26 protein-coding genes and 1 pseudogene are annotated in these 19,838 nt (G+C 67.7%); 12 read left to right on the forward strand and 15 right to left on the reverse strand.

Translation table 11 applies throughout. The features are described from left to right. Nucleotides 1–5 precede the first annotated feature (5 nt). Genes SBI67_RS12870 through SBI67_RS29210 form a run of 3 tightly spaced genes read right to left on the reverse strand, consistent with a single transcriptional unit; the run spans nucleotide 6 to nucleotide 1,204 of the window. Entirely contained in the window at nucleotides 6–206 is a 201-nt protein-coding gene (locus SBI67_RS12870) for a DUF1737 domain-containing protein (protein ID WP_318980926.1), read from the reverse strand. Nucleotides 207–244: 38 nt separating this feature from the next. Further along, nucleotides 245–700, reverse strand: coding sequence for an alpha/beta hydrolase family protein (locus SBI67_RS29205; RefSeq protein WP_489685556.1), 456 nt, complete (start codon nucleotides 698–700; stop codon nucleotides 245–247). A gap of 33 nt (nucleotides 701–733) precedes the next feature. Continuing rightward, the gene (locus SBI67_RS29210; RefSeq protein ID WP_489685557.1) at nucleotides 734–1,204 is read right to left on the reverse strand and encodes an alpha/beta fold hydrolase; all 471 of its coding nucleotides are present in this window, start codon (nucleotides 1,202–1,204) and stop codon (nucleotides 734–736) included. Between the two features lie 50 nt (nucleotides 1,205–1,254). Here SBI67_RS29210 and SBI67_RS12880 point away from each other — a divergent pair, with 50 nt between their 5' ends. From SBI67_RS12880 to SBI67_RS12895, 4 genes are all read left to right on the forward strand, one after another. After that, nucleotides 1,255–1,860, forward strand: coding sequence for a class I SAM-dependent methyltransferase (locus SBI67_RS12880; protein WP_318980927.1), 606 nt, complete (start codon nucleotides 1,255–1,257; stop codon nucleotides 1,858–1,860). Nucleotides 1,861–1,983: 123 nt separating this feature from the next. Next, a complete protein-coding gene (locus SBI67_RS12885; RefSeq protein WP_318980928.1) occupies nucleotides 1,984–2,892 on the forward strand; it encodes an MBL fold metallo-hydrolase in 909 nt (302 codons plus the stop codon). A gap of 117 nt (nucleotides 2,893–3,009) precedes the next feature. Continuing rightward, on the forward strand, nucleotides 3,010–3,387 hold the full coding sequence (locus SBI67_RS12890) for a hypothetical protein (protein ID WP_318980929.1): 378 nt from the start codon (nucleotides 3,010–3,012) through the stop codon (nucleotides 3,385–3,387). Nucleotides 3,388–3,442: 55 nt separating this feature from the next. After that, on the forward strand, nucleotides 3,443–4,183 hold the full coding sequence (locus SBI67_RS12895) for a cutinase family protein (protein ID WP_318980930.1): 741 nt from the start codon (nucleotides 3,443–3,445) through the stop codon (nucleotides 4,181–4,183). A 72-nt stretch (nucleotides 4,184–4,255) separates the two neighbouring features. Here the strand turns inward: SBI67_RS12895 and SBI67_RS12900 are convergent, their stop codons facing one another. The 3 genes from SBI67_RS12900 to SBI67_RS12910 form a co-directional block, all read right to left on the reverse strand. Then, on the reverse strand, nucleotides 4,256–4,498 hold the full coding sequence (locus SBI67_RS12900) for a hypothetical protein (RefSeq protein ID WP_318980931.1): 243 nt from the start codon (nucleotides 4,496–4,498) through the stop codon (nucleotides 4,256–4,258). 141 nt (nucleotides 4,499–4,639) lie between these two features. Beyond that, nucleotides 4,640–5,332 (reverse strand): haloacid dehalogenase type II, encoded by a 693-nt coding sequence (locus tag SBI67_RS12905; RefSeq protein WP_318980932.1) that lies wholly within the window; start codon nucleotides 5,330–5,332, stop codon nucleotides 4,640–4,642. A 9-nt stretch (nucleotides 5,333–5,341) separates the two neighbouring features. After that, nucleotides 5,342–5,947 carry a TetR/AcrR family transcriptional regulator gene (locus SBI67_RS12910; protein ID WP_318980933.1) on the reverse strand — a complete coding sequence of 202 codons (606 nt, stop codon included), beginning with the start codon at nucleotides 5,945–5,947 and terminating at the stop codon, nucleotides 5,342–5,344. 101 nt (nucleotides 5,948–6,048) lie between these two features. Between SBI67_RS12910 and SBI67_RS12915 the strand changes: the two genes are divergently transcribed. Beyond that, entirely contained in the window at nucleotides 6,049–7,281 is a 1,233-nt protein-coding gene (locus SBI67_RS12915) for an FAD-dependent monooxygenase (RefSeq protein WP_318980934.1), read from the forward strand. A 7-nt stretch (nucleotides 7,282–7,288) separates the two neighbouring features. On the opposite strand, the gene SBI67_RS12920 is transcribed toward SBI67_RS12915, so the two are convergent. Beyond that, entirely contained in the window at nucleotides 7,289–7,906 is a 618-nt protein-coding gene (locus tag SBI67_RS12920) for a maleylpyruvate isomerase family mycothiol-dependent enzyme (RefSeq protein ID WP_318980935.1), read from the reverse strand. Between the two features lie 164 nt (nucleotides 7,907–8,070). Between SBI67_RS12920 and SBI67_RS12925 the strand changes: the two are divergent. Further along, nucleotides 8,071–8,877: pseudogene (locus SBI67_RS12925) on the forward strand (L,D-transpeptidase); the annotation flags it as partial. Nucleotides 8,878–8,880: 3 nt separating this feature from the next. On the opposite strand, the gene SBI67_RS12930 reads toward SBI67_RS12925, so the two are convergent. The 3 genes from SBI67_RS12930 to SBI67_RS12940 all read right to left on the reverse strand — a co-directional run bounded on the left by SBI67_RS12930 (nucleotide 8,881) and on the right by SBI67_RS12940 (nucleotide 10,649). Further along, complete coding sequence (locus SBI67_RS12930; RefSeq protein ID WP_318980936.1) at nucleotides 8,881–9,309, reverse strand: type II toxin-antitoxin system Rv0910 family toxin; 429 nt, start codon at nucleotides 9,307–9,309, stop codon at nucleotides 8,881–8,883. A gap of 10 nt (nucleotides 9,310–9,319) precedes the next feature. Then, complete coding sequence (locus SBI67_RS12935) at nucleotides 9,320–10,309, reverse strand: ferritin-like domain-containing protein (protein WP_318980937.1); 990 nt, start codon at nucleotides 10,307–10,309, stop codon at nucleotides 9,320–9,322. Between the two features lie 118 nt (nucleotides 10,310–10,427). After that, nucleotides 10,428–10,649, reverse strand: coding sequence for a hypothetical protein (locus SBI67_RS12940; protein ID WP_318980938.1), 222 nt, complete (start codon nucleotides 10,647–10,649; stop codon nucleotides 10,428–10,430). Between the two features lie 151 nt (nucleotides 10,650–10,800). On the opposite strand from SBI67_RS12940, the gene SBI67_RS12945 reads away from it, so the two are divergent. After that, nucleotides 10,801–11,442 carry an FKBP-type peptidyl-prolyl cis-trans isomerase gene (locus SBI67_RS12945; protein ID WP_413232463.1) on the forward strand — a complete coding sequence of 214 codons (642 nt, stop codon included), beginning with the start codon at nucleotides 10,801–10,803 and terminating at the stop codon, nucleotides 11,440–11,442. A gap of 62 nt (nucleotides 11,443–11,504) precedes the next feature. Here SBI67_RS12945 and SBI67_RS12950 read toward each other — a convergent pair whose 3' ends face one another. Further along, entirely contained in the window at nucleotides 11,505–12,725 is a 1,221-nt protein-coding gene (locus SBI67_RS12950) for an oxygenase MpaB family protein (protein WP_318980940.1), read from the reverse strand. A gap of 73 nt (nucleotides 12,726–12,798) precedes the next feature. Here SBI67_RS12950 and SBI67_RS12955 point away from each other — a divergent pair, with 73 nt between their 5' ends. The 5 genes from SBI67_RS12955 (at nucleotide 12,799) to SBI67_RS12975 (ending at nucleotide 16,603) form a co-directional block, all read left to right on the forward strand. Continuing rightward, entirely contained in the window at nucleotides 12,799–13,431 is a 633-nt protein-coding gene (locus SBI67_RS12955) for a TetR/AcrR family transcriptional regulator (protein WP_318980941.1), read from the forward strand. A gap of 44 nt (nucleotides 13,432–13,475) precedes the next feature. Further along, the gene (locus SBI67_RS12960; protein WP_318980942.1) at nucleotides 13,476–14,360 is read left to right on the forward strand and encodes a sialate O-acetylesterase; all 885 of its coding nucleotides are present in this window, start codon (nucleotides 13,476–13,478) and stop codon (nucleotides 14,358–14,360) included. A 182-nt stretch (nucleotides 14,361–14,542) separates the two neighbouring features. Continuing rightward, nucleotides 14,543–15,322, forward strand: coding sequence for a cutinase family protein (locus SBI67_RS12965; protein WP_318980943.1), 780 nt, complete (start codon nucleotides 14,543–14,545; stop codon nucleotides 15,320–15,322). 84 nt (nucleotides 15,323–15,406) lie between these two features. Then, entirely contained in the window at nucleotides 15,407–16,075 is a 669-nt protein-coding gene (locus tag SBI67_RS12970; RefSeq protein WP_318980944.1) for a hypothetical protein, read from the forward strand. Between the two features lie 162 nt (nucleotides 16,076–16,237). Further along, on the forward strand, nucleotides 16,238–16,603 hold the full coding sequence (locus SBI67_RS12975) for an Hsp15 family ribosome-associated heat shock protein (protein WP_266047662.1): 366 nt from the start codon (nucleotides 16,238–16,240) through the stop codon (nucleotides 16,601–16,603). Nucleotides 16,604–16,612: 9 nt separating this feature from the next. On the opposite strand, the gene SBI67_RS12980 is transcribed toward SBI67_RS12975, so the two are convergent. From SBI67_RS12980 to SBI67_RS12995, 4 genes are read right to left on the reverse strand one after another with little or no spacing between them, the layout of a single operon-like run. Continuing rightward, nucleotides 16,613–17,797, reverse strand: a complete 1,185-nt coding sequence (locus SBI67_RS12980) for an acyltransferase family protein (RefSeq protein ID WP_318980945.1) — start codon at nucleotides 17,795–17,797, stop codon at nucleotides 16,613–16,615. A gap of 25 nt (nucleotides 17,798–17,822) precedes the next feature. Then, a complete protein-coding gene (locus SBI67_RS12985) occupies nucleotides 17,823–18,131 on the reverse strand; it encodes a VOC family protein (protein ID WP_318980946.1) in 309 nt (102 codons plus the stop codon). Further along, nucleotides 18,116–19,198, reverse strand: coding sequence for a threonine aldolase family protein (locus SBI67_RS12990; protein WP_318980947.1), 1,083 nt, complete (start codon nucleotides 19,196–19,198; stop codon nucleotides 18,116–18,118). Before SBI67_RS12990 ends, SBI67_RS12985 begins: the two co-directional genes overlap by 16 nt. Before the next feature lie 5 nt (nucleotides 19,199–19,203). Next, nucleotides 19,204–19,836 carry a hypothetical protein gene (locus SBI67_RS12995; protein WP_318980948.1) on the reverse strand — a complete coding sequence of 211 codons (633 nt, stop codon included), beginning with the start codon at nucleotides 19,834–19,836 and terminating at the stop codon, nucleotides 19,204–19,206. Between the last annotated feature and the right edge of the window lie 2 nt (nucleotides 19,837–19,838).

The raw sequence follows: 19,838 nt of genomic DNA on the forward strand, positions 1-19,838 counted from the left end.
CGATGTCAGGCGACCGGCGCCATCGGCGGCTGGTCCGGACCGGGCCACAGCACCGCCTGAGCCACCAGCATGCGACCATCGCCGAACGTCACCGCGGGACCACCGTGCAGCAGGTAACCCAGATCCAACGCCTCGCTGACGCGAACACAGAACGCCGCGTCGTCCGGCCCCGTCAGCACCCGATACCGGGGTAACCGATCACCCATGTCGGTCATCCTCGCATGACCCGAGAACGGTGCCTCCCTCACCTGGACGCCAGGTCACCATCGGTGAATCGCGAAATCGCCCACCGGACAGCAGCTGCCATCGCTGGCGTACCCGTGTGTCCGGAATCGTCGATCACCGTGAGCTCGGCTTGCGGCCATGCACGGGCGAGTTCCCAGGCGGACAACAGCGGCGCCGACAGGTCCAATCGACCGTGGATGAGCACACCGGGAATGCCGGCAAGTCTGTCGGCATCGCGCAACAACTGCCCGTCGTCGAGCCAACCGTGGTGAGCGAAATAATGCGTGCAGATCCGCACGAAGGCCAGCTTCGCGACGTCCGGTTTGGCGCCGTACTGCCCCGGGTTTCCCCGCACCTCATGGGCGATGGCGGCGTCCTCCCAGCGGCACCACGCGCGGGCCGCAGGTAATCGCACGTCCACGTCGGGATGCTCCATCAGTTGGCGGTAGCCCTCGACGAGGTTGCCGTCACGCAAGTGCTCCGGGACGGCAGCGCGGAATCGTTCCCACTACTCGGGCAGCAGCCGCCGCAGCCCGTGGTACAGCCAGTCGATGTCATCGGCGCGCGTCAAGGTGACCCCTACGGCGATGATGCCCGCCACGCGGTCCGGATACCGCTGCGCGTAGGCCAGCATCAGCGTGCAGGCCCATGAACCGCCGTAGAGCAGCCACCGCTGTACCCCGAGGTGCTGTCGTAGCTTCTCCATATCGGAGAGTAGGTGCTCGGTGGTATTGAAACCCATCGGTGTTGCCGGATCCGCGGCACTCGGCAGGCTGTCACCGCACCCGCGCTGGTCGAATGAGACGACCTGGAAAACGTTGTGGTCGAATGCCTTCGGCGCGTTACGTGAGCGGCCACCACCCGGGCCGCCGTGCACGATCAACACGGTGCGTCCGCCCGGACACCCGACGGCTTCCCAGAAGATACGATTGCCGTCGCCGACGTCGAGCAGACCGTCACGGCGTTCCCCATCGCCCACGGATCTCACGCTAGTTGACGGGCAAGGTGAGCGTCCTGCCATAGTGTCCCATGCCGCAACCGGGATACGACGCGCTTGCCGACCAGTACGCCGCCATGTTCCCCGAGCCCTACCAGACCCCGTTCGAACGACACGCTGTCGAAGCCTTCGTGGACGTCATCCGGCTGCCCGGCACCGTTGTCGACGTGGGCTGCGGCCTGGGCCATGTCACCCATGACCTCGCCCGTCGCGGACTCGACGTCCTCGGATGCGACCCCAGTGCCGCCATGCTCACCTTGGCGCGCAGCGCTCACCCGCATCTGCGGTTCATCGACGACGACGCCGCACTCACCCACATCGACGATCCCATCGCCGCAATCATCGCCCGCTTCAGCCTTATTCACCTTCCGCCCGACCGCGTCGATGCGGTCCTGCGATCGTGGGCGACCCGGCTACGTCCCGACACACCGGTCCTGATCGCCGTACAGTCCTCCGATACGCCAGGCCCGGCAACGCCTTTCGACCATGCGGTGGCGCCGGCCTGGCGCTGGCATGCCGATGAGCTGAGTCGAGTGCTTTGCTCAGCAGGATTCGACGAAGACTGGCGCCTGGTCAACCGTCCCGACGACGTCCACCGCTTCCCCGGCGTTCACCTCCTGGCGCACCGCCGGTCCTAGTGCCCAGCGGACCAGCTGGGTGCCCGCGGGGTCGTCGAGGGATGAATCACGGCGACGGCGGGCGATCTGGCGGAGGACCCGTCAATCGACGAGTCTTCCGTGAGCGCACGCAGGAGTAGAAACATGACCCTGGACAACATCACCCGGCCCGCCGGGCTGGACGAGCCGGTTCCGTCCCGGTACGCCGTCAAGGTCGGCGATATCGACGTCACGGTGATCAGCGACGGCGTCCTCCCCATCACCGCGTCGACGCTGGCCACCAATGCCGCACCCGCCGATCTGGCGGGCTGGCTCGGCGACAATTTCCTGCCGCCCGACGTCATCGACTGGCCACTGAACGTGGTGGTGGTACGTACCGGCGGCAGGACGATACTGGTCGACGCGGGCCTGGGCGTGGAGTTCCCGGACTTCCCGCGCGCCGGTCAAACGGTCCAGCGTCTGGAAGCCGCCGGGATCGACCCGGGATCGGTGACCGATGTGGTGCTGACCCACCTGCACATGGACCATGTGGGTGGTCTGCTGACCGAGGGGCTGAAAGACCGGCTCCGTCCCGACCTGCGAATCCATGTCGCGACCCGGGAAGCGGAGTTCTGGACTGCACCCGATTTCTCGCACACCACCATGCCGGCACCGGTACCCGCTGCCCTCCGATCCATCGCCGCGCGATTCTTGGATGAGTATCACGGCCACCTGCAGACGTTCGAGAAGGACTACGAAGTCGCCCCGGGTGTGCTGCTCTCGCGTACCGGCGGACACACCCCGGGCCACAGCATCGTCCGGCTGGCATCCGGTGGGGACCAGTTGACCTTCGCGGGGGATGCGGTGTTCGCACCCGGGTTCGACAACCCCGAGTGGCACAACGGCTTCGAACACGATCCCGAGGAAGCGGCGCGTGTTCGTATCGCGTTGCTGCGGGAGCTGGCAGCGACCGGCGAGGCCCTGGTGGCCACCCACCTGCCCTTTCCGTCCGTCTGCCATGTAGCCACCGCAGGCGACGCCTTCCGCTGCGTACCCGCCCCATGGGACTTTTGAGCAAGTCCAGCAAACCAGGATGCTTAGCGACACTCAAAACCGGGTAACACCGCGGAGTCCGATCTGCGAAGCAGCGGCTCAGCTGTGGGCAGCCGAATGAAGAGAAACGAGCCTCACATGTCGATTGTTCGGATCATCCGTGGAGTACCCGTCACCGCCGCCGTGGTGGGTGCCGTTCTGGTCGGTGGACTGACCGCATGCGGTTCCGACAGTGGTAGCGGCAATTCCACCACCACGACCTCTACGACGGAGTCGACGCCGACCACCACAGAGACGACGACCGTGGAGACGACGACCATGGCGCCCGCTCCGGCCGAAACGGGCGCTCCCGGCGCCGGGGCCGGGCCCGGCGGCGCCACGGCGGAGGTGCCCGGTGCCGGCGCTGGAGCGGGCCCTGGTGGTGCCACCGCAGGGGTGCCGGGTGCGAGCGCCGGCGCCGGTCCTGGCGGTGCCGGGGCGTGCGCGGGCCCGGTGTGCGTGGGAACGGGTGGATAACCCGTATGGGGTGCGCCAAGCCTTGATCGAGTAACCGAGAGCAATGGAGGTTTCGATGCGCGACGAGCCCGGTGCGCACGCTGCGGGGTCTCCCGCGCGAAGCGCCACGCGCCGGTTGGGAATCGTGCTGGCCGCGACGGCGGCGGTGTTGGCAGGGGCCGCGATCGCGGCACCGGCCGCCGTCGCCGCCCCCTGCCCGGACGCCGAGGTGGTCTTCGCCCGCGGCACCGGGGAACCACCCGGCCCCGGCGGCATCGGGCAGGCTTTCATTGACGCACTGCGCGCGAAGGCGAGTGGGAAATCGGTGGCCGACTATGCGGTGAACTATCAGGCCAGCGCCGATTTCAACGATGGGTTCCAGTTCGCCCTCACCGTCGTCGACGGGATCAGGGACGCCACCAACCATATCCAGGCCGTGGCCGCCGACTGCCCGGCCACCAAGATGGTGATCGGCGGTTTCTCCCAAGGGGCGGCGGTGGCGGCGTTCAGCACCTCGGCCGAGATTCCCGACGGCGTACCGGCGGCATTTGTGCCGGCACCCATGCCCCCGGAGATCGCGGACCACGTCGCCGCGGTGGTGCTGTTCGGCAAGCCCTCGAACCAATTCTTGGGCGACGCCGGTGCACCGCTCATCACGATCGGCCCGCTCTACGTGCCCAAGACGATCGACCTGTGCGCACCGGGCGACACCATATGCAACGGTGCGCCACCCGGGCCCCCCACCGGGGCGCACGGCGCGTACGGCGCCGACGGGTTGGTCAGTCAGGCCGCGGAGTTCGCCGCGAGCAGGTTGTAGTCACCGGCTGTAGTCACCGGCACTACACGAAGTGGCCCCGGACGGGTATCCCGTCCGGGGCCACTGGTGTCGCTAGCTGTTGCCGCCCACGGGGGGCGTGCCGCCGTTCGGCCCGTAGGGGCCGTTCTGGGCGCCATTGCCTGGCACGGGCGGGGTGGCCGATTCACTGGCGCTACCGGGCGCCTGGCATACGGTCGCGGTGCCGGCGTTCTGGCAGGGGTTGGGATCTGCCGACGCGACGGGGGCAAGTGCGATGCCCGCCCCCGCGGCACATGCCGCCACCAGCAGGGTCGTGGACGCAGTCTTGCGCATCATGGAATCTCCTCGATGCCGATCGATGATGTCTGATTCCGACCGCGCGTGTTGGGCGGTCCGGCGGGACAGCCGAACATATCTGCCGGCTGCATCCCGGCCAGTCGGGTACCCGGGTTCCCCGCCAACGCAAACGTGTTGGCGTCATTGGATATCGGCGACCGATCCGACGTATTGATCGACCTGCGCGGGCGACATGTCGTGGGCCAGCCCGGGGTCACCGTACTCGAACGGGCGGTGCAGGAACACGGTGCCCATTCCCAGTGCCCCCGCCGCTTCGACGTCATACGGATGAGCGGCCACCATTGCCGCCTCGTGCGGCGCAACGCCCAGATACTGCAGCGCACGCAGATATGTTCTCGGATGGGGCTTGAAAGCGCCGACCATCTCGGCGGTGAAGACGGCGTCCATATCGATGGCGAGGCGCTTGAACAGCGCGATCATGGTGCTCATATCGGTATTCGACAGAGTTGCGATGATCGCCTGACTGCGCAGTCGCGCCAATCCGGCCCGGACGTCGGGCCACGGTTGCAGCCGCTGCCAGCTCGCCGCGGCCAGCTGAGTATCGGCCGCGGTGGGCCGATCCAGGCCGTAACGGACGCAGACGTCGGCGAAACCGGCCGCGTACAGTTCTTGCACCCGGCGCCAATCATCGACACTCTGCGAAATGCTCCGCAGCCGCCGAAAATAGTCCTCGCGCCATGACCGGGTGAAGTCACCGGGATCGACCGTCGTAATCTGCTGATTGTCAAGGTAATTCGAGACGGCACCCGTCACCGGTTCGAAGAAATCCAACAACGTGCCCTGGACATCGAACAGGTAAGCCCGAAACCGCATGCCACCACCTTACCGCTGGTCGCGACCGAAGTTCGTTGCCAGCGGCAGGAATACGTCGTCGACGATCTCGGTGATGGTCTGCGCCGGAACGGCGGCCATGGTCATGAACATCTCGTGCCGCACGAGGTCGACCGGCAGCGTCACAATCCTGGCCGGCGGCACCGCAGCTAGTTCGCCACGCTCCACGGCTCGTTCGATGACGGTATCCATGATGGACGGCCCCTCGGAGACGAACCATGCGCGCAGTTCCTTGGGCGATCCTTCCGCGCCGTCGTAATAGGCGCCGAGCCGGGCGGCGATCAGCCCGAAGACGCGCGACCGGCGCTCACTCAGCTCGGTGAGTAACGCCAGCATGTCGGCTCGCAGGCTTCCGGTGTCGGGAGTCGAGATCCCGTCGACCTCTCCCCTCCGGCGGATTACCGCCTGCAGCAGATCCCGGCGCGACGGCCAACGCCGGTACAGCACGGACCGAGCGGTGGCCGCTCGTTCTGCGACCGATTCGATGGTGAACCTCTCGTAACCGGCCTCGATGAGCTGCTCCCAACCCGCGTCGAGGATGGCGGACTCCAGTGCTGCGCCACGGCGTCGTTGGACGGACGATTCCTTAGAGGACACTTGCGTATCTTATCCCACGGCACTACTGTCGGTCCACATAAGCGACACTGATGTCGCTTATCGTTTGAAACTGCCCTGCCCCGAATGTGTTTGGAGGTTCGATGTCGAAGGCCAGCGCCCTGATCTCCGGAGCCAGCATTGCCGGGCCGGCACTCGCGTTATGGCTTACCGAGGCCGGTTGGGATGTCACCGTCGTCGAGCGTGCCGAGCGACTGCGCACCAGCGGCTATCCGATCGACATCCGCGGCGCTGCAACAGAAGTCGTGCACCGGATGGAACTACATGACGAGATCAGCGCACAGCGCTACCTCCATGAGCCGATGACCGTACTCTCTCCACGCGGGCGCCGGCTGTGCACCCTCGACTACGGTGGACTGCTGGCCGACTCCGGCAGCGGCGATGTCGAACTCACCCGCGGCGCGCTCAGCGAAATCCTCTACCGGGCCAGTGCCGGGCGCGTCGACTACGTCTTCGGCGACACGATCACCGCCCTGACCCAAACCGACACCGGCGTCGAGGTCACCTTCGCCCATCGACAAGCCCAGACTTTCGATGTGGTGATCGGCGCCGACGGCATCCACTCCAACGTCCGCGACCTCACGTTCGGCGACGAATCGCAGTTCGTACGCCACCTCGGCCCCTACGCCGCCATCTGGGACATGCCGGCGGACTTGTTCCCGCCGCGAAGCGGTTTCATGTACTCACACCCTGGCAGAACGGTCATGGTCGAGCGGCACCAGGACGGCCCCGCCCGGGCATTCCTGGTCTTCGTCCATCCCGATCCCGGCTCGGTGGACCGCCATGACGAACGAGCTGTGCTCGCCACCCTGCGAGAGACGTTTCGCGGTGACCGCTGGCGCACCGAGGAGATCATCGCGACCCTCCCGGACGCCGAAGACGTCTATTTCGACACCGTCAGCCAGGTGCGCATGCCGCGCTGGAGTTCGGGAAGGATCGGATTGGTGGGCGACGCCGCCTACGCCCCGGCACTGCTGTCGGGCCAAGGCACCAGCATCGCGATCGCCGGCGCCTACATCCTTGCCGGCGAACTGGTTCGCCACACCGACCCACAGGACGCATTCGCCGCCTACGAAAACCGCTTACGCGGGTACGTCGAGAAGAATCAAAGTCTGGCACTGCGCACGGATTCGACCGTCGTCTCCCGGACCGGCGCGGCGCTGTGGCGGCGCAACGTCAAGCTGACCCTGGTGCCGTGGCTGCAGCGGCTCGGGATCGCCCATCTGCTGCAGACTCAGCTCCGTTCGGCCGCTACCGATCTCGTGCTGGCGCCGGCTGATCTGCGACGCAGCGGCACCGCCCAACCGGCCGGCTGACCACGGGTCACCGTGCGGCCAGCACCGCCACGCCGGGGCCGTTCAACTCGCCCAGTGCGACCCTGCGGCCGCTGGCGGCCAGCAGCAACGACACCGCCGGGCCTTCGACCGTGAGCCCGTCACCGACGGTGAAGCCGGCATCGGTGCCGACCAAGCTCAGCCCGGCCAGCCGCCGCCTGCCACCGGAGAACCGATGTGCGGCCAGGTAGGCGACGGCCGCTCCGATGTGGTCGCGTCGGTAGGCGTGTCCCAACCCCAGTGGTCGCCGGATGTCCTCGGCGTGCACCACGATTTCGACGATCCGGGAGATCACCGGAAGTGGCGGCGAAGCAGTGGATCTCACGGCCGCAGCGAACTGAGCGAGCAGCTGCTCGGGGCCACGCGTGCGCCCGACGGCGACCTGGCGGCGCACGATCCGGTCGGGACTGAACCCACCCAGCACGATTTCGCCGACGAAGCGGCATTTGGACAGCATCGCCGTCGCGGCCAGATGAGCCACCACATCGCGCACAGCCCACCCCGCACACAGCGAATCGGCATCCCACTGTTCGCGCCGCAGTGCCCCAAGATCGTGCGCCAGCGCCGCACGCTCATCGTGTACGACCGTCCAGATATCCCCCGCCACCAGACGAGCACACCACATCTCGGCGGCACCGTCACCGCGGCGGTCACAGCAACGATGGCTAGGATCCGGGGTCGACAACCTCGGCGCAGTGAAACGGAGTAAGCCCAATGACGATTGTGCGGCGGGGTGCGATGCTGCTCGCGGTGGCGGCCACGGTGATGGCCGGTGTGGCCGGCGCACCGGCGGGACTCTCACATGCCGATGACCCGCTTGTGCCGCCCGTTTCGCTGACCTCCACCTCGGGTGCACCGGTACAGAACGGCGGGACTTACGGCATCGGCATGGTCGTGGTCGCGCATTTCGCCGCGCCCGTGGCCGATCGCGGCGCGGCGGAACAACAACTTTCGGTGACCACCGAACCGCCGGTGGCCGGCGCCTGGCACTGGGTCAACGATCAGACAGCCCACTGGCGTCCGCCGCAGTACTACGCCCCGGGCACGGTCGTCACCGTCGGCCAGGACGCCCCGGTGACCTTTTCCATCGGCGCGTCCCACGTGTCGATCGCCGATGACACCACCAAGCAGGTCAGCGTGTACGACGGCGGCACCCTGGTGCGGACGATGCCGACCTCGATGGGCCGCGGCGGCACCGAAACCGTGGGCAACACAACGTTGAGCTTCTGGACCCAGCCGGGCGTCTACACGGTGATGGACAAGAGCAACCCCGTGATCATGGACTCCTCCACCTACGGCCTGCCGATCAACTCCCACCTCGGCTATAAGGAGTCCATTCCCTACGCGGTGCGCATCAGCACCGACGGGGTGTATCTGCACGAACTCGACGCCACGGTGTGGGCGCAGGGCAAGACCGACACCAGCCACGGCTGCCTGAACCTCAACCACGACAACGCCCAATGGTTCTACAACTTCTCCGTGCCCGGTGACGTGGTGGAGGTGCGCCACACCGGCGGGAAACCGCTGCAGCTCTGGCAGAACGGTGACTGGAGCGTGCCGTGGGACCAGTGGGCGTGAAACCTACTGCAGTGCAGCCAGATTCTGCACCGATCGGCGCACGTCGGATTTGAGTACCGCGGCCACCAGTGCTCCGACGGGCCCGCTGAGCAGGCCACCGGAGAGGTCGGCCAGTACCCGGAACGTCGAACCAGGGTCGTCCGCGGTCACCGTCATCGTCAAACCGATCCGCACTCCGCCGCGACCACGGCCTGAGAGCCGGATCTGTTGCGGCTCTTCGTAATCGGTGACCTGCCAGTCGATGGTGTTGCGGAACCCCTTCACCTTGATCAGCGAGGACACCCGAGTGCCGGCACCGATATCGTCCGGCGGCTGCCCGCGCCAGCCGCCGAAGATGGTCAGCCATTCGTCGAACCGCCGCAGATCCGAGGCCAGCTTCCACGCTTGCTGTGGTGTCAGGCCCGACGAGACCGACACGTCGACATTCGCCATGTCGCTGCGATCAGCCGATCCCGACGACTTCTTGGGCGATCGCCGCAAGCCTGGTCTGAGCAGCCGACACGACCCGCTGCCGGTTCTTGTGGGCCTCCTCCCAGGCCACGATCGTGCGGATATCACCCGGCTCGGTGAGCTCCTTGATCGCAGCGACGGCGTCCGGGACGGCCAATTCGTCATACCCGGCGATGGGCAGCTCGGCCGGGTCCAAGGCACCTGAGGCCGACCGTAGCGCCCGCAGCGCGTCGGCAGCCTGGTCAGCGCCGTCGCCGCGGGTGATGTTCTCGGCAGCGGCCAGGGCCGCGTCCCGGGAGCCGGCGATCACCCGGCCGGCCAGCTCACCGGCATGGGCGCCGCGGTCGAGCAGCTCGTCGACGTTGGGCCGCACGTTGCGCAGGGCATCCAGCAGCCGATCCAGGCCGCGCGCCGTCCACATTCCCGGCAGATTGGCCAGTTTCACCGCGGCTCCGGTGACGGCCTGCATGGGCGTACGACGGAGAGCGGCCGGACCGCCGAGCGCGTCTTCGGCCAACACCGTGGTGAGCCACTCCACGGTCGCGGCGTGCGCCGTGATCAGGCGGTCGGCCAGCTCCACGACATCGTTCTGGTTGGCGGCCACGGCCAGCGCCTTGATATAGCGGGACCGGTCCAACAGCTGGTCCTCCAAAGCCAGATCCCCGAGCAGCGCCTCGTCGAACGGTTCGGCCTGCTCGGTCAGGGCCTTGACCGCGGCGGCTGCGCGCCCGAGGAACGGGCCGACGACATCGGGGTAGCCGCCGAGATCACGAATGGCGCGCTCGATGGCGACCGCACGCTCGCGACCATTGGCGGCATTCTGGGTCAGCTCACGCTGGACCGCCTCGGTCCGGGCCTGTGCAAGCCGGGTTTCGGCGATCTGGATCTCGGTGTGGGTCAGGTCCAGAACTGTCCGCAGCTGTGCGAGCAGTGTGGTGGTATCGACATCGGCGGTGATCTTTCCGGCCGTCTTGGTTGCCATCGTGATTCGCCCCTTCGCGTTGACGGGTAGGTCGGCGCTGGGTGCACCTTGACACCCCGGTTACCCGGGACCGCCACGACGAATGCAACGGATCTGGCATCGACCACCATGACTTACGTCACAGCCGCGGTGGTGAACTCCTGTCGACGTCGCCGCGCTGCACGTCGACGTCGAATCGTTTGACACCCCAACCGTCGGCCACTTCGAAATGCACCGTCTTGGGTCGGCCGAACACGGTGGTCTTGACCACCGTTCCCGAGCAACCGGCCGGAACCACCGGCACGTCGATGCCCGCCAACTGACGGCGCGCGGTAACTACTTCGCCCTTTCGGAACGCCATTGATGAACTCCCCCTCGATTCCCCCTGAATCGGCGCCGGCGGCGAACCGTCCGGCGTCATCTCCCATGGTGGCCGGTCGGGTGCAGCGACCGCAATCGATTTCGTGGTTCTCGGGGTTGCCCCGGCCAGGACGGCCAGGCGCGGCTGTAGCGTGGCGGGCGTGAATGCATCCCGTGTGTCTGCTTCCGTCGCCCTGTTCGCCGGCGCCACGTCGCTGGTGATGACGCTGGCCGCGTGCGGATCCGAGTCCGACAACTCCTCCAAGCCCTCGGCCAGCACCCCGTCGATCGCCCAGGTGGCGTCGTCACTGCCCGAAGCGCCCCCGGCCGCGCTCGGCTGCCCGACGGCGGCGCCCGCCGAGCCCGGCACCCCCGAGTGGACCCTCGCCGGAGCCACCGGCAATATCGCCGTGAGCGGGTCGACCGACACCGCCGCGCCCTACGTGAAGGTGGGCGGGCCGTTCAGCGTGACCGAGACTCAGGTGCACACCCTCAAAGCGGGCGATGGACCGGTGGTTCCGGACACCGCGACCGTGTCGGTCTGCTACATGGGCGTCAACGGGCGTGACGGCACGGTGTTCGACAGCAGCTATGAACGCGGCACCCCGGCCGACTTCCCGCTCAACGGCGTCGTTCCCGGCTTCCAGAAAGCGATCGCCGGGCAGAAGGTCGGCTCCACCGTCGCGGTGGCGATGACTTCCGCCGACGGTTATCCCAATGGGCAACCGGCGGCCGGCATCCAGCCGGGCGACACGTTGGTATTCGCGATCAAGATCCTCAACGCCGGCGCCTGAGCGGCCCACGCTCGTCCGGTCCGCGGCTTCCCAGGCGTCCTAGGCAAGGCTTCCCAGGCGTCCTAGGCAACCCGACTCACGTGCTCGGCGGATTCGCCGATCTCGGCCTGCGCGCCGCCGATCATGGTGCGTAACAGGGCGTGCTGTTCGCGCGCGCCGCGGCGCGCCGCCCGCTCCATACCGCCGGGGACAGTCATGTCGACGACGCTGCGGGCGACGTTGACCGGCAGCCGCAGCAGCGGATACCAGGGCGGCACATAGGCAGGCAGGCCGAGCATCCGCATGGTTCGGGGCCCGAGAAATGCACTGGTCACCGAAAGGTGCTGGGCGCGGGCCAGCTTGCGACGCAGGGTTGGCAGGCGGTCGTAATGCCAGCTCATCGGATCGTCGATCATGGGCGTGGCCAGCTGACGGGTCGACTCGTCAGGTGCCGACAGCGCGGTCAGGGTGTGGAACAGGACGCGTACGGCGTCACGGAAGTCGCGCGGTAGCCACTCGTCCTCGACACCGATGAGCCACCCCACGTACCGGGTCAGGTGTGCGATGGCCTCCAGATCCGCAGGTGCGGTGAGGATTCCCATCCCAAGCCCACCGACCGGCGGTGCGACCAGCGCGCCGACGAGGGTGGCGGCCATATCCGTCTGATTGACCGGCACGCCCCAGTCGTCGGCCCGCCAGTCGGGCATGTTCGCCACGTGTCGACGGACGAAGGCGTGGATGAGCCGCACCCGAATGGTGGAGCGGTAGCCGATCCCGAGCGGCTCCAGCCCGCCCTCGGAGATGACGTCGATGGCCCACTGCATGGTTTCGGCGAATCGCTTGTTGGAACCCTTTTCCAGCGCGCCGGTACGCAGCAGCGTCTTGTTGAAGCCGGCGAACTGGTAGCCGCCCAGGAGCGAGACATCCCTGGCGACGTACATGCCGTCGGCCCCACCGCGGCGCAATGCGCGCTGGCCGCGCCGCAGGACGTCGATATCCAGCCACTCCGGCGTGTTTTCCACCGCGGCGAAGAAGTCATGCAGCGGTGCCGGCGCCTCCGGCACATGGGCGATGCCTTCGGTCAGTGCTCGGTCGAACATCGGACGGGTCTGGGCCAGCCCGGTATCGACCATCCAGTCCAGCAGCCGATCCATGGGTTCGTCGCCCACCGTCAGTCGCTCCCCCAGCCGCTGCCATTGCCGCGGCGAGGGTACGTCGATACCGAGCGCGCGGGCCAGCAGTTTGACCATGCCCGGTACCGGTCTGGGCGACTCGGGATGCCGAGTCGGGATATGGACGGTCATCGACGCTCCTCGCTGAGCAACTATTTGGACTACGGTCGTAGTCGAAAACTAGCGCGGGGGTAAAGTGCTGTCAATGAAACGCGCGGAAGTGGTGCGTGACTACGGCGGGATCTCGGCGGCCGATCGCCGCGCCGACCGTCGCCGTAAGCTCATCTCCGCCGGCCGACGCATCTGGGGCGAGTCCGGCATCGCCGATGTCACGGTGCGCGGCGTCTGCTCCGCGGCCGGTCTGATCACCCGCTACTTCTACGAACAGTTCGACTCGCGCGACGCACTGCTGTTCGCGGTGGTGGACGAGGTGCGCACGCAACTGCTGGATGCCATGGTGGTCGCCGGCGTCGGGCAGAGCGGCGACCTGCGAGACAAACTGCGCGCGGCGCTGACGGCATTCCTGGACATCGTCGCCGACGACCCCCATCTGCATCGCATCATCGTCGGCGACGTCACCGGCGTGCCCGGACTGCTCGAGTACCGGATGCAATTCCTCGACATGATCGTCACCTCGATCATCGAACAGGCACCGTCGGTGCTGGGCCCGGCCCTGCCCGATGCCACGGCAATGCGCCGCGGCGCCCTGTTCATGGTCGGCGGTGTGAACCAGATCATCGCCGAATGGTTGCGCGAACCCCGCGAGACGGTCGGCGAACTGGCCGCGTTGTGCGCCGACCTGTGTGTGGCCGTCGTCCGCGACACCGTCGAGCGGTAGCCGCCCCCGAATCGCGCAGCACTGCCGGTTGTACTGTGCTGGCCATGCCCAAACGCCGCAATCCCGACGGTGACGCCCCGCTGTGGAAACTGGCAATCTTCGAACTGAAGTGCTTCGTCAAGCGTTGGCTGGCGCCCAAGGGCATCCCGGTGGCCACCCCGGAGCGGCCGTACCTCGTCGTGCCGATCCTCGGCCAGTCGAATGCCTTCGGGATGGGCCTCCCGCTGGACCGAGAGGATGCCGCCACCGCGCATCCCTGGGTTCACCAGTGGGCCAACAGCGGACCGTCGAAGAACACCGTCGTGCTGGGCATCGATCCACTGCTACACGAAACACCTTCGCGCCGCGCTGGTTTCGGCGTCACCTTTGGCAAAGAGCTTGCGACGGCGACCAACCGGGCGGTCCTATTGGTGCCGTGCGCCCGTGGCGATACGTCATTCCACCCCAAGAACGGCTACACCTGGGATATCGCGGACACCACAACGCGCCGGAATCTGTACCGGGAGGCAGTGTCGGCCATCGACGCGGCGCTCGCCCGATACCCGGGCAGTTCGGTGGCCGTGGTGCTCTGGCACCAAGGCGAATCCGACGTGCCCCTGATGAGCGCCCCCGAATACCAGGCCAAATTGGACGCGCTGTTCGGCGATCTGCGTAGCCGGTACGGCACGGAGGTACCGATCATCTTGGGCGGCATGGTTCCCGAGGAGATGGAGCGCAGCGGCAAGGATTACGCGCCGATCAACGCAGTGCACGCCGATACGCCACACCGGATTCCCCGAACCGCATTCGTCCCTGGCATCAGGGATGCGTTCAACAGCGATGTCGACCGGCATTACAACGCGGACGGACTGCGCGCCATGGGCAAGGCCATGTGGACGGCCTACCGGACAATCGATGGCACAACGGAATTGCACCCGCAGTCCGGATAAGACGCCCAATTCCTAATAAGACGGTGTGGCTTCGGTGAAAGGACTCTGGCGGCCCGGGCCAGCGACCGCCGAGGTGTGTCAGCATTCCCTGTGTGACCTCCTGGCGCAATGTTGCTGCGGTCGGTGTCGCGGCCGCAGGATCCGTGTTACTTCAGAGCGCGACCGTGCTTTTCGGTCCGGCGATGCCCACCGCGCAGGCGGCGGGTTGCCCCGACGCGGAGGTGGTCTTCGCGCGCGGGACCACCGAGGACCCGGGGCCGGGCCCCACCGGCAGCGATTTCATCAACGCACTGCGCACCAAGCTCCCCGGTAAGTCGGTTGGGGTCTACGCGGTGGACTATCCGGCCACCCTGGACTTCGGTACCGCGGTCAGCGGGATTTCCGATGCGCGAGACCACATCCTGGCAACCGCCGCGGCGTGCCCCGACACCAAGATGGTGCTGGGCGGCTTCTCCCAGGGCGCTGCGGTGATGGGTTTCGTCACCGCCAGTACCATTCCCGACGGCGTCGATCCGGCAACGGTGCCCGCCCCCATGCCGCCCGAGATCGCCAATCACGTTGCCGCAGTAGCGTTGTTCGGTAAGCCGTCGGCCCGCTTCATGCGCGCCATCAACGACCCGTCGGTGACGGTCGGCCCCCAGTACGCCGCCAAGACTGTCGACCTGTGCGTGGACAATGACTTGGTGTGCGACCCGGCGGGCCGGAGTTTCTCCGCGCACAACACCTATTTCGATGCCGGCATGGTCGATCAGGCTGCGGCCTACGCCGCCAACGCCCTGCAGGCGAGCTGGGCCGCCGCGGCGCCCGGGGCGCCCGCGACAGCTGCCACCCCGTTGATTCCCGTCACGGCGCATCTCGGTGGCGCAGCACCGTCGGCGACTGCCACTGCGGCGGCACCTCTGGGTCCGCCACCGGGTCCGGTACTCGCTGCGCCCGCCCCGGGCGCAGGCCCGGTCCTCTAGCGAAGTCGTCCCCGGCTGTCCTGACACCCGCAGTCGAGACTGCTATCGTCGCCTGCATATGCATTTCTTCGTGGGGGCGAACCAATGATCAGTTCGGACCATCTGGTGTATTTGGCGCATCGCCGATTGGGGCGCGTTGACATTCCCAGCAAACCTCAGCTCGGAAGTAAGACGGCCGCGGACTGGTTTCTCGCGACCATCAGAGAATGCCACCGCTATCTCGAATTCGGCGCGGGCGGCTCGACCTACACCGCTGCCCGGCACGGCGTCGAATTCGTCGCCGTCGACGCGGATCCGCTGATCCTCGGCGCGGTTCGGCAGCGCATCGCCGCCGACGGCCTGCTCGACCCTGCCGCCCAGTGCTACCACCACGCCGACATCGGGCCGATCAGCAAGTGGGGCCGCCCCCGCCACCCGTGGTTCGCCGGGCCCGAACGGGTGGAGCAGTTCCGGCGCTACTCGGATCCGCCCACCGCGTGCCTGAGCAGCGATAAAGCTCCCGACTTCGTGTTCGTCGACGGCCGGTTCCGGACCGCATGCGCCCTCAAGGCGCTGTGCATCTTGCAGGACGCACCGGACTGGACACTCGCCATCAACAACTACCCGGGCCGGCGCGCATACCCGGCGATCGCTCCCTTCGCGCAGATCGACGACATCATCGACGGACGTATCGCCGTGGTGCACTCCGTGAAGGACCATGATCCCGAAGAACTGGACGAACGAATTCGGTACTACGAGACAGTCCTGGACTGACGCTGCCGAGCCGGCTTGTCAACAAACCGCAGGTGCCATTTCTAGCAAATTGTCATCAGTTAACGGTCCCGATATCTCGTAGTCTTTTCATCCAGGGCTGGATTCAGTTGTCCCAATTGCGCTCAGGGCATCGGGATCGTGACGGGGGCCATGATGGAGGGTATGGAGTCGACGCGGGTGGACCGCTGGTTGTGGGCGGTGCGGCTGACGAAAACCCGGCCGGACGCCGCGGAAGCCTGCCGCGCCGGCCATGTGCGGGTCAACGACCGCACCGCGAAGCCGGCGACGACCGTGGTTCCCGGTGACACCGTCAGGGCCCGGGTCGGCGATACCACCCGCATCGTCGAAGTGGTACGCGTGATCCAGAAACGCGTCGGCGCCGCCGACGCCGTCACCTGCTATCTCGATCGCACACCGCCGCCTCCGCCGGCCGCGGCCGCTCCGGTGGCCGTCCGTGATCGCGGTGCCGGTCGCCCGACCAAACGGGACCGGCGCGTCCTGGACAGGTGGCGCGCAGGCCAGCTGTGATCGCCGGGCTCAGGCCGCCCTGCTCCGGTCGGCCGCGGAGCCGCCACTGGGATCGGTGAGCGGTAGCACCGCCGCCTTGCGACGGTCTTCCCAGCGCTGCAAGGCGATTCGACAGGGTTCCTCGATCAGGGCATAGCTCACCGCGGCCATCGCGAGACCGAAGACCAAGGTCAGTACCAGCACCGCGACGAAGCCGAAGCCGGACTGCGGCCGGCCCAGCAACGCGTAGACCACACTCAATGCGGCCACATGCCAGATGAACAGCCCATAGGACCACTGCCCCAAGGTCACCATCATCGGACTCCCCAGCACCGGGTGCCGCGCCGAGGGACGGTCCAGGACCAGCGGGGCCAGCAGTGCTCCCGCGACGATCGCTCCCATCGCCGTGCGCACCACGAACTGCTCGATACTGGCGTGAGCCGTTCCGTGCGGGATCACCAGCGGGGACGCCGATACGACGAAAGCCACCACCGCGATGACCGCCAGCACCACCGGGCGGCGCGCGATGCGGTGCAACGCGCTGTCGGGACGGCAGGTGAATTCGGCCAGCAGGATGCCCACGGCGAACCAGGATGCGTAGGCGGGCGCCCAGTTCAGCGGGTTGGCATCGTTGGGCACCCGTATCGGCAGGTAACCCCACCCGAAGCTGGCCACCGCCACCGCGGCGATCACCGGCACCCGCGCCCGCACGGGCAGGCGGCACGCCGCGAGCGCCAACAGGGGCAACGCCAGATAGAACGTCACCTCGACCGACAGGCTCCACATCTGCGTCAGGCCGGTGACCAAGGCCTGGGGCACGTAGACCTGAGTGAGCGTCAGGTTGGACAGCCATACGACGGCTTTCGCGCCGTGCGCGTCGGGCAGCAAGGCCAGGACCACCACCACGGCAAGCAGGTACGCCGGCAGGATGCGGACCACCCGCGACCGGAGGTAGCGGCCGGTGTCCGGGGGTTCCCGTAGCCCGTATGCCGCCGCGGCGTGCCCGCGCCACAGCAGGAAACCGGACAGCGCGAAGAACACCGCGACCGCGAGATCGAACCTGATCCACAAGGGTCCCAGCACCCCGACGTTTTGCCGCGTCTGCGTAGCCACGTGGGTGATCACCACCGCGACGGCGGCAGCCCCGCGTAAGCCCTGCACCGCCGGCAGGAACGCACGCGTCCCGCCGACCGGCTCCGCTGGCGAATGGCCCACAAGTGACCAGTGTGCCCGACCGGCCCTACCCGTGGTGCTGGGCGATCTGGATCAGATTTCCACAGGTGTCGTCGAACACCGCCGTGGTGACCGTTCCCATCGATACCGGCTGCTGGGTGAACCGCACCCCGCGGCCCACCAGACGTTCGTATTCGGCCTGGATATCGTCGACGGCAAACGACGTGAACGGAATACCGTCGGCAACCAAGGTACTCGCCCACCGGTACTCGCCCACCGGTACATCGTGCTTGGGTCGAAAACCCAGGACGTCGGTGTAGAACCGCAACGCCTTGTCCTGATCGTCGACGAGCACGCTGGTCACGTTGATCCGCATGCGAACTCCTCTCGGATGACGGCGACGAAGTCGTCGACATCGGCTTCGGTGGTGTCCCATGCCGTCATCCACCGAACCTCACCGCGGGCACGATCCCAGTCATAGAACCGCACCCGCTCGCGGATCCGGTCGGCGGTGGCGGTGGGCAGCGTCGCGAACACCGCATTGGCCGACGTGTCCTGGGTGAACGCCAGACCCGGCAGCACGCCGTCGGCGATACCGGCTTCCAGCGCAGCCCGCAACCGGGTCGCCATGGCGTTGGCGTGCCCGGCGTTGCGGATCCCCAGCTCGCCGTCGAACAAGGCCAGCAGCTGTGCCGAGGCGAACCGCATCTTGCTGGCCAGCTGCATGGTGAACTTGCGCAGATAGGTCAATCCGGCGGCGCGTTCGCTGTCGAGCACCACGACCGCCTCCACCCCCAGGAGGCCGTTCTTGGTGCCGCCCAGGCTCAGGATGTCCACGCCGGCCTCGGTGGTGGACGCGCGCAACGGCATTCCCAGGGCGGCCGCCGCATTCCACAGCCGGGAGCCGTCGACGTGCAGGGCCATCCCGTGCGTGTGCGCGAAATCGGCGATCGCCCGCACCTCGTCCGCGGTGTAGACGGTGCCCATTTCGGTGGCTTGGGTGATGCTCACCGCCAGCGGCTGGGCGCGGTGTTCGTCGCCCCAGCCCCACGCTTCGCGGGCGACCAGTTCCGGAGTGAGCTTGCCGTCGGGTGTCGGCACCGTCAGCAGCTTGATACCGGTCATGCGCTCCGGCGCGCCCGCCTCGTCGGTGTTGATATGAGCGGTGGATGCGGCGATGACCGCGCCCCAGCGGGGCAGCACGCTGGTCAGCGCGACGACGTTGGCACCGGTGCCGTTGAAGACGGGGAACACCTCGGCCCCGGCACCGAACTGGTCGCGGATGACATCCTGCAGGCGGGCCGTGTAGACGTCTTCCCCGTAGGCGACCTGATGCCCGCCGTTGGCGGCGTCGATCGCGGCCAGCGCCTCCGGATGTACCCCGGCGTAGTTGTCGCTGGCGAAACCCCGCCAGGACGGGGCGTGCAGTCGAGCGACCGGCACGCTCGTTACGGCGTCGGGGCGCCGGGTGCGACGATCGGCGGTGCCGCGGGATCGGCGGGCGCCGCAGGAGCTCCCGGTGCCGGCTCGTTCACCCACGCCGGCGGATTCGGGTCGCTGAGTGCGACGTAGCCGGGCGGCAACGCCGGGCCGCCACCCGGCGTGCCCGGTGGGGCCGCGACGGTGGCGGGCAAGGCCGGCGTCGAGGAACTCGGGTCGGTCAACGAGGTGTAGCCCGGCGGCAGCTTGGGGGCCGGTCCCGCCCCGGGCGGAGCACCGAGCCCGACCCCGGCGTCCTCGGGAGACATCGTCAGCTCGCCGATCGGATCGGCACTGTGGAAGGTGTGCCAAACGTCGCGGAGATAACCCAGTTGCCCCGGCGTCTGCCCCTGCCCGTACTGCTGGTTGCTGACTTCGGGCACCGGCGGCGCCCCGGCCGGCGGGGGCGGCTGCGCACCGACAGGCTCGTTGGCCACCAGCACCGGCTGGCCGGGGGCCGGTTCGGCGGGCGCGCCCGGCGCCGGGGTGGGGATCAGCGGGTCGGGTTCGGCGGCTGCCTGACCCGCGCCGGCCAGCGCACCGCCGACGATGACGCCGCCGGCAACGGCGGCGATGGCCGCCGCGGAGATCCGGTCAAACATAT

This window comes from Mycolicibacterium chengduense, from assembly GCF_033741155.1.
GTDB lineage: Bacteria > Actinomycetota > Actinomycetes > Mycobacteriales > Mycobacteriaceae > Mycobacterium.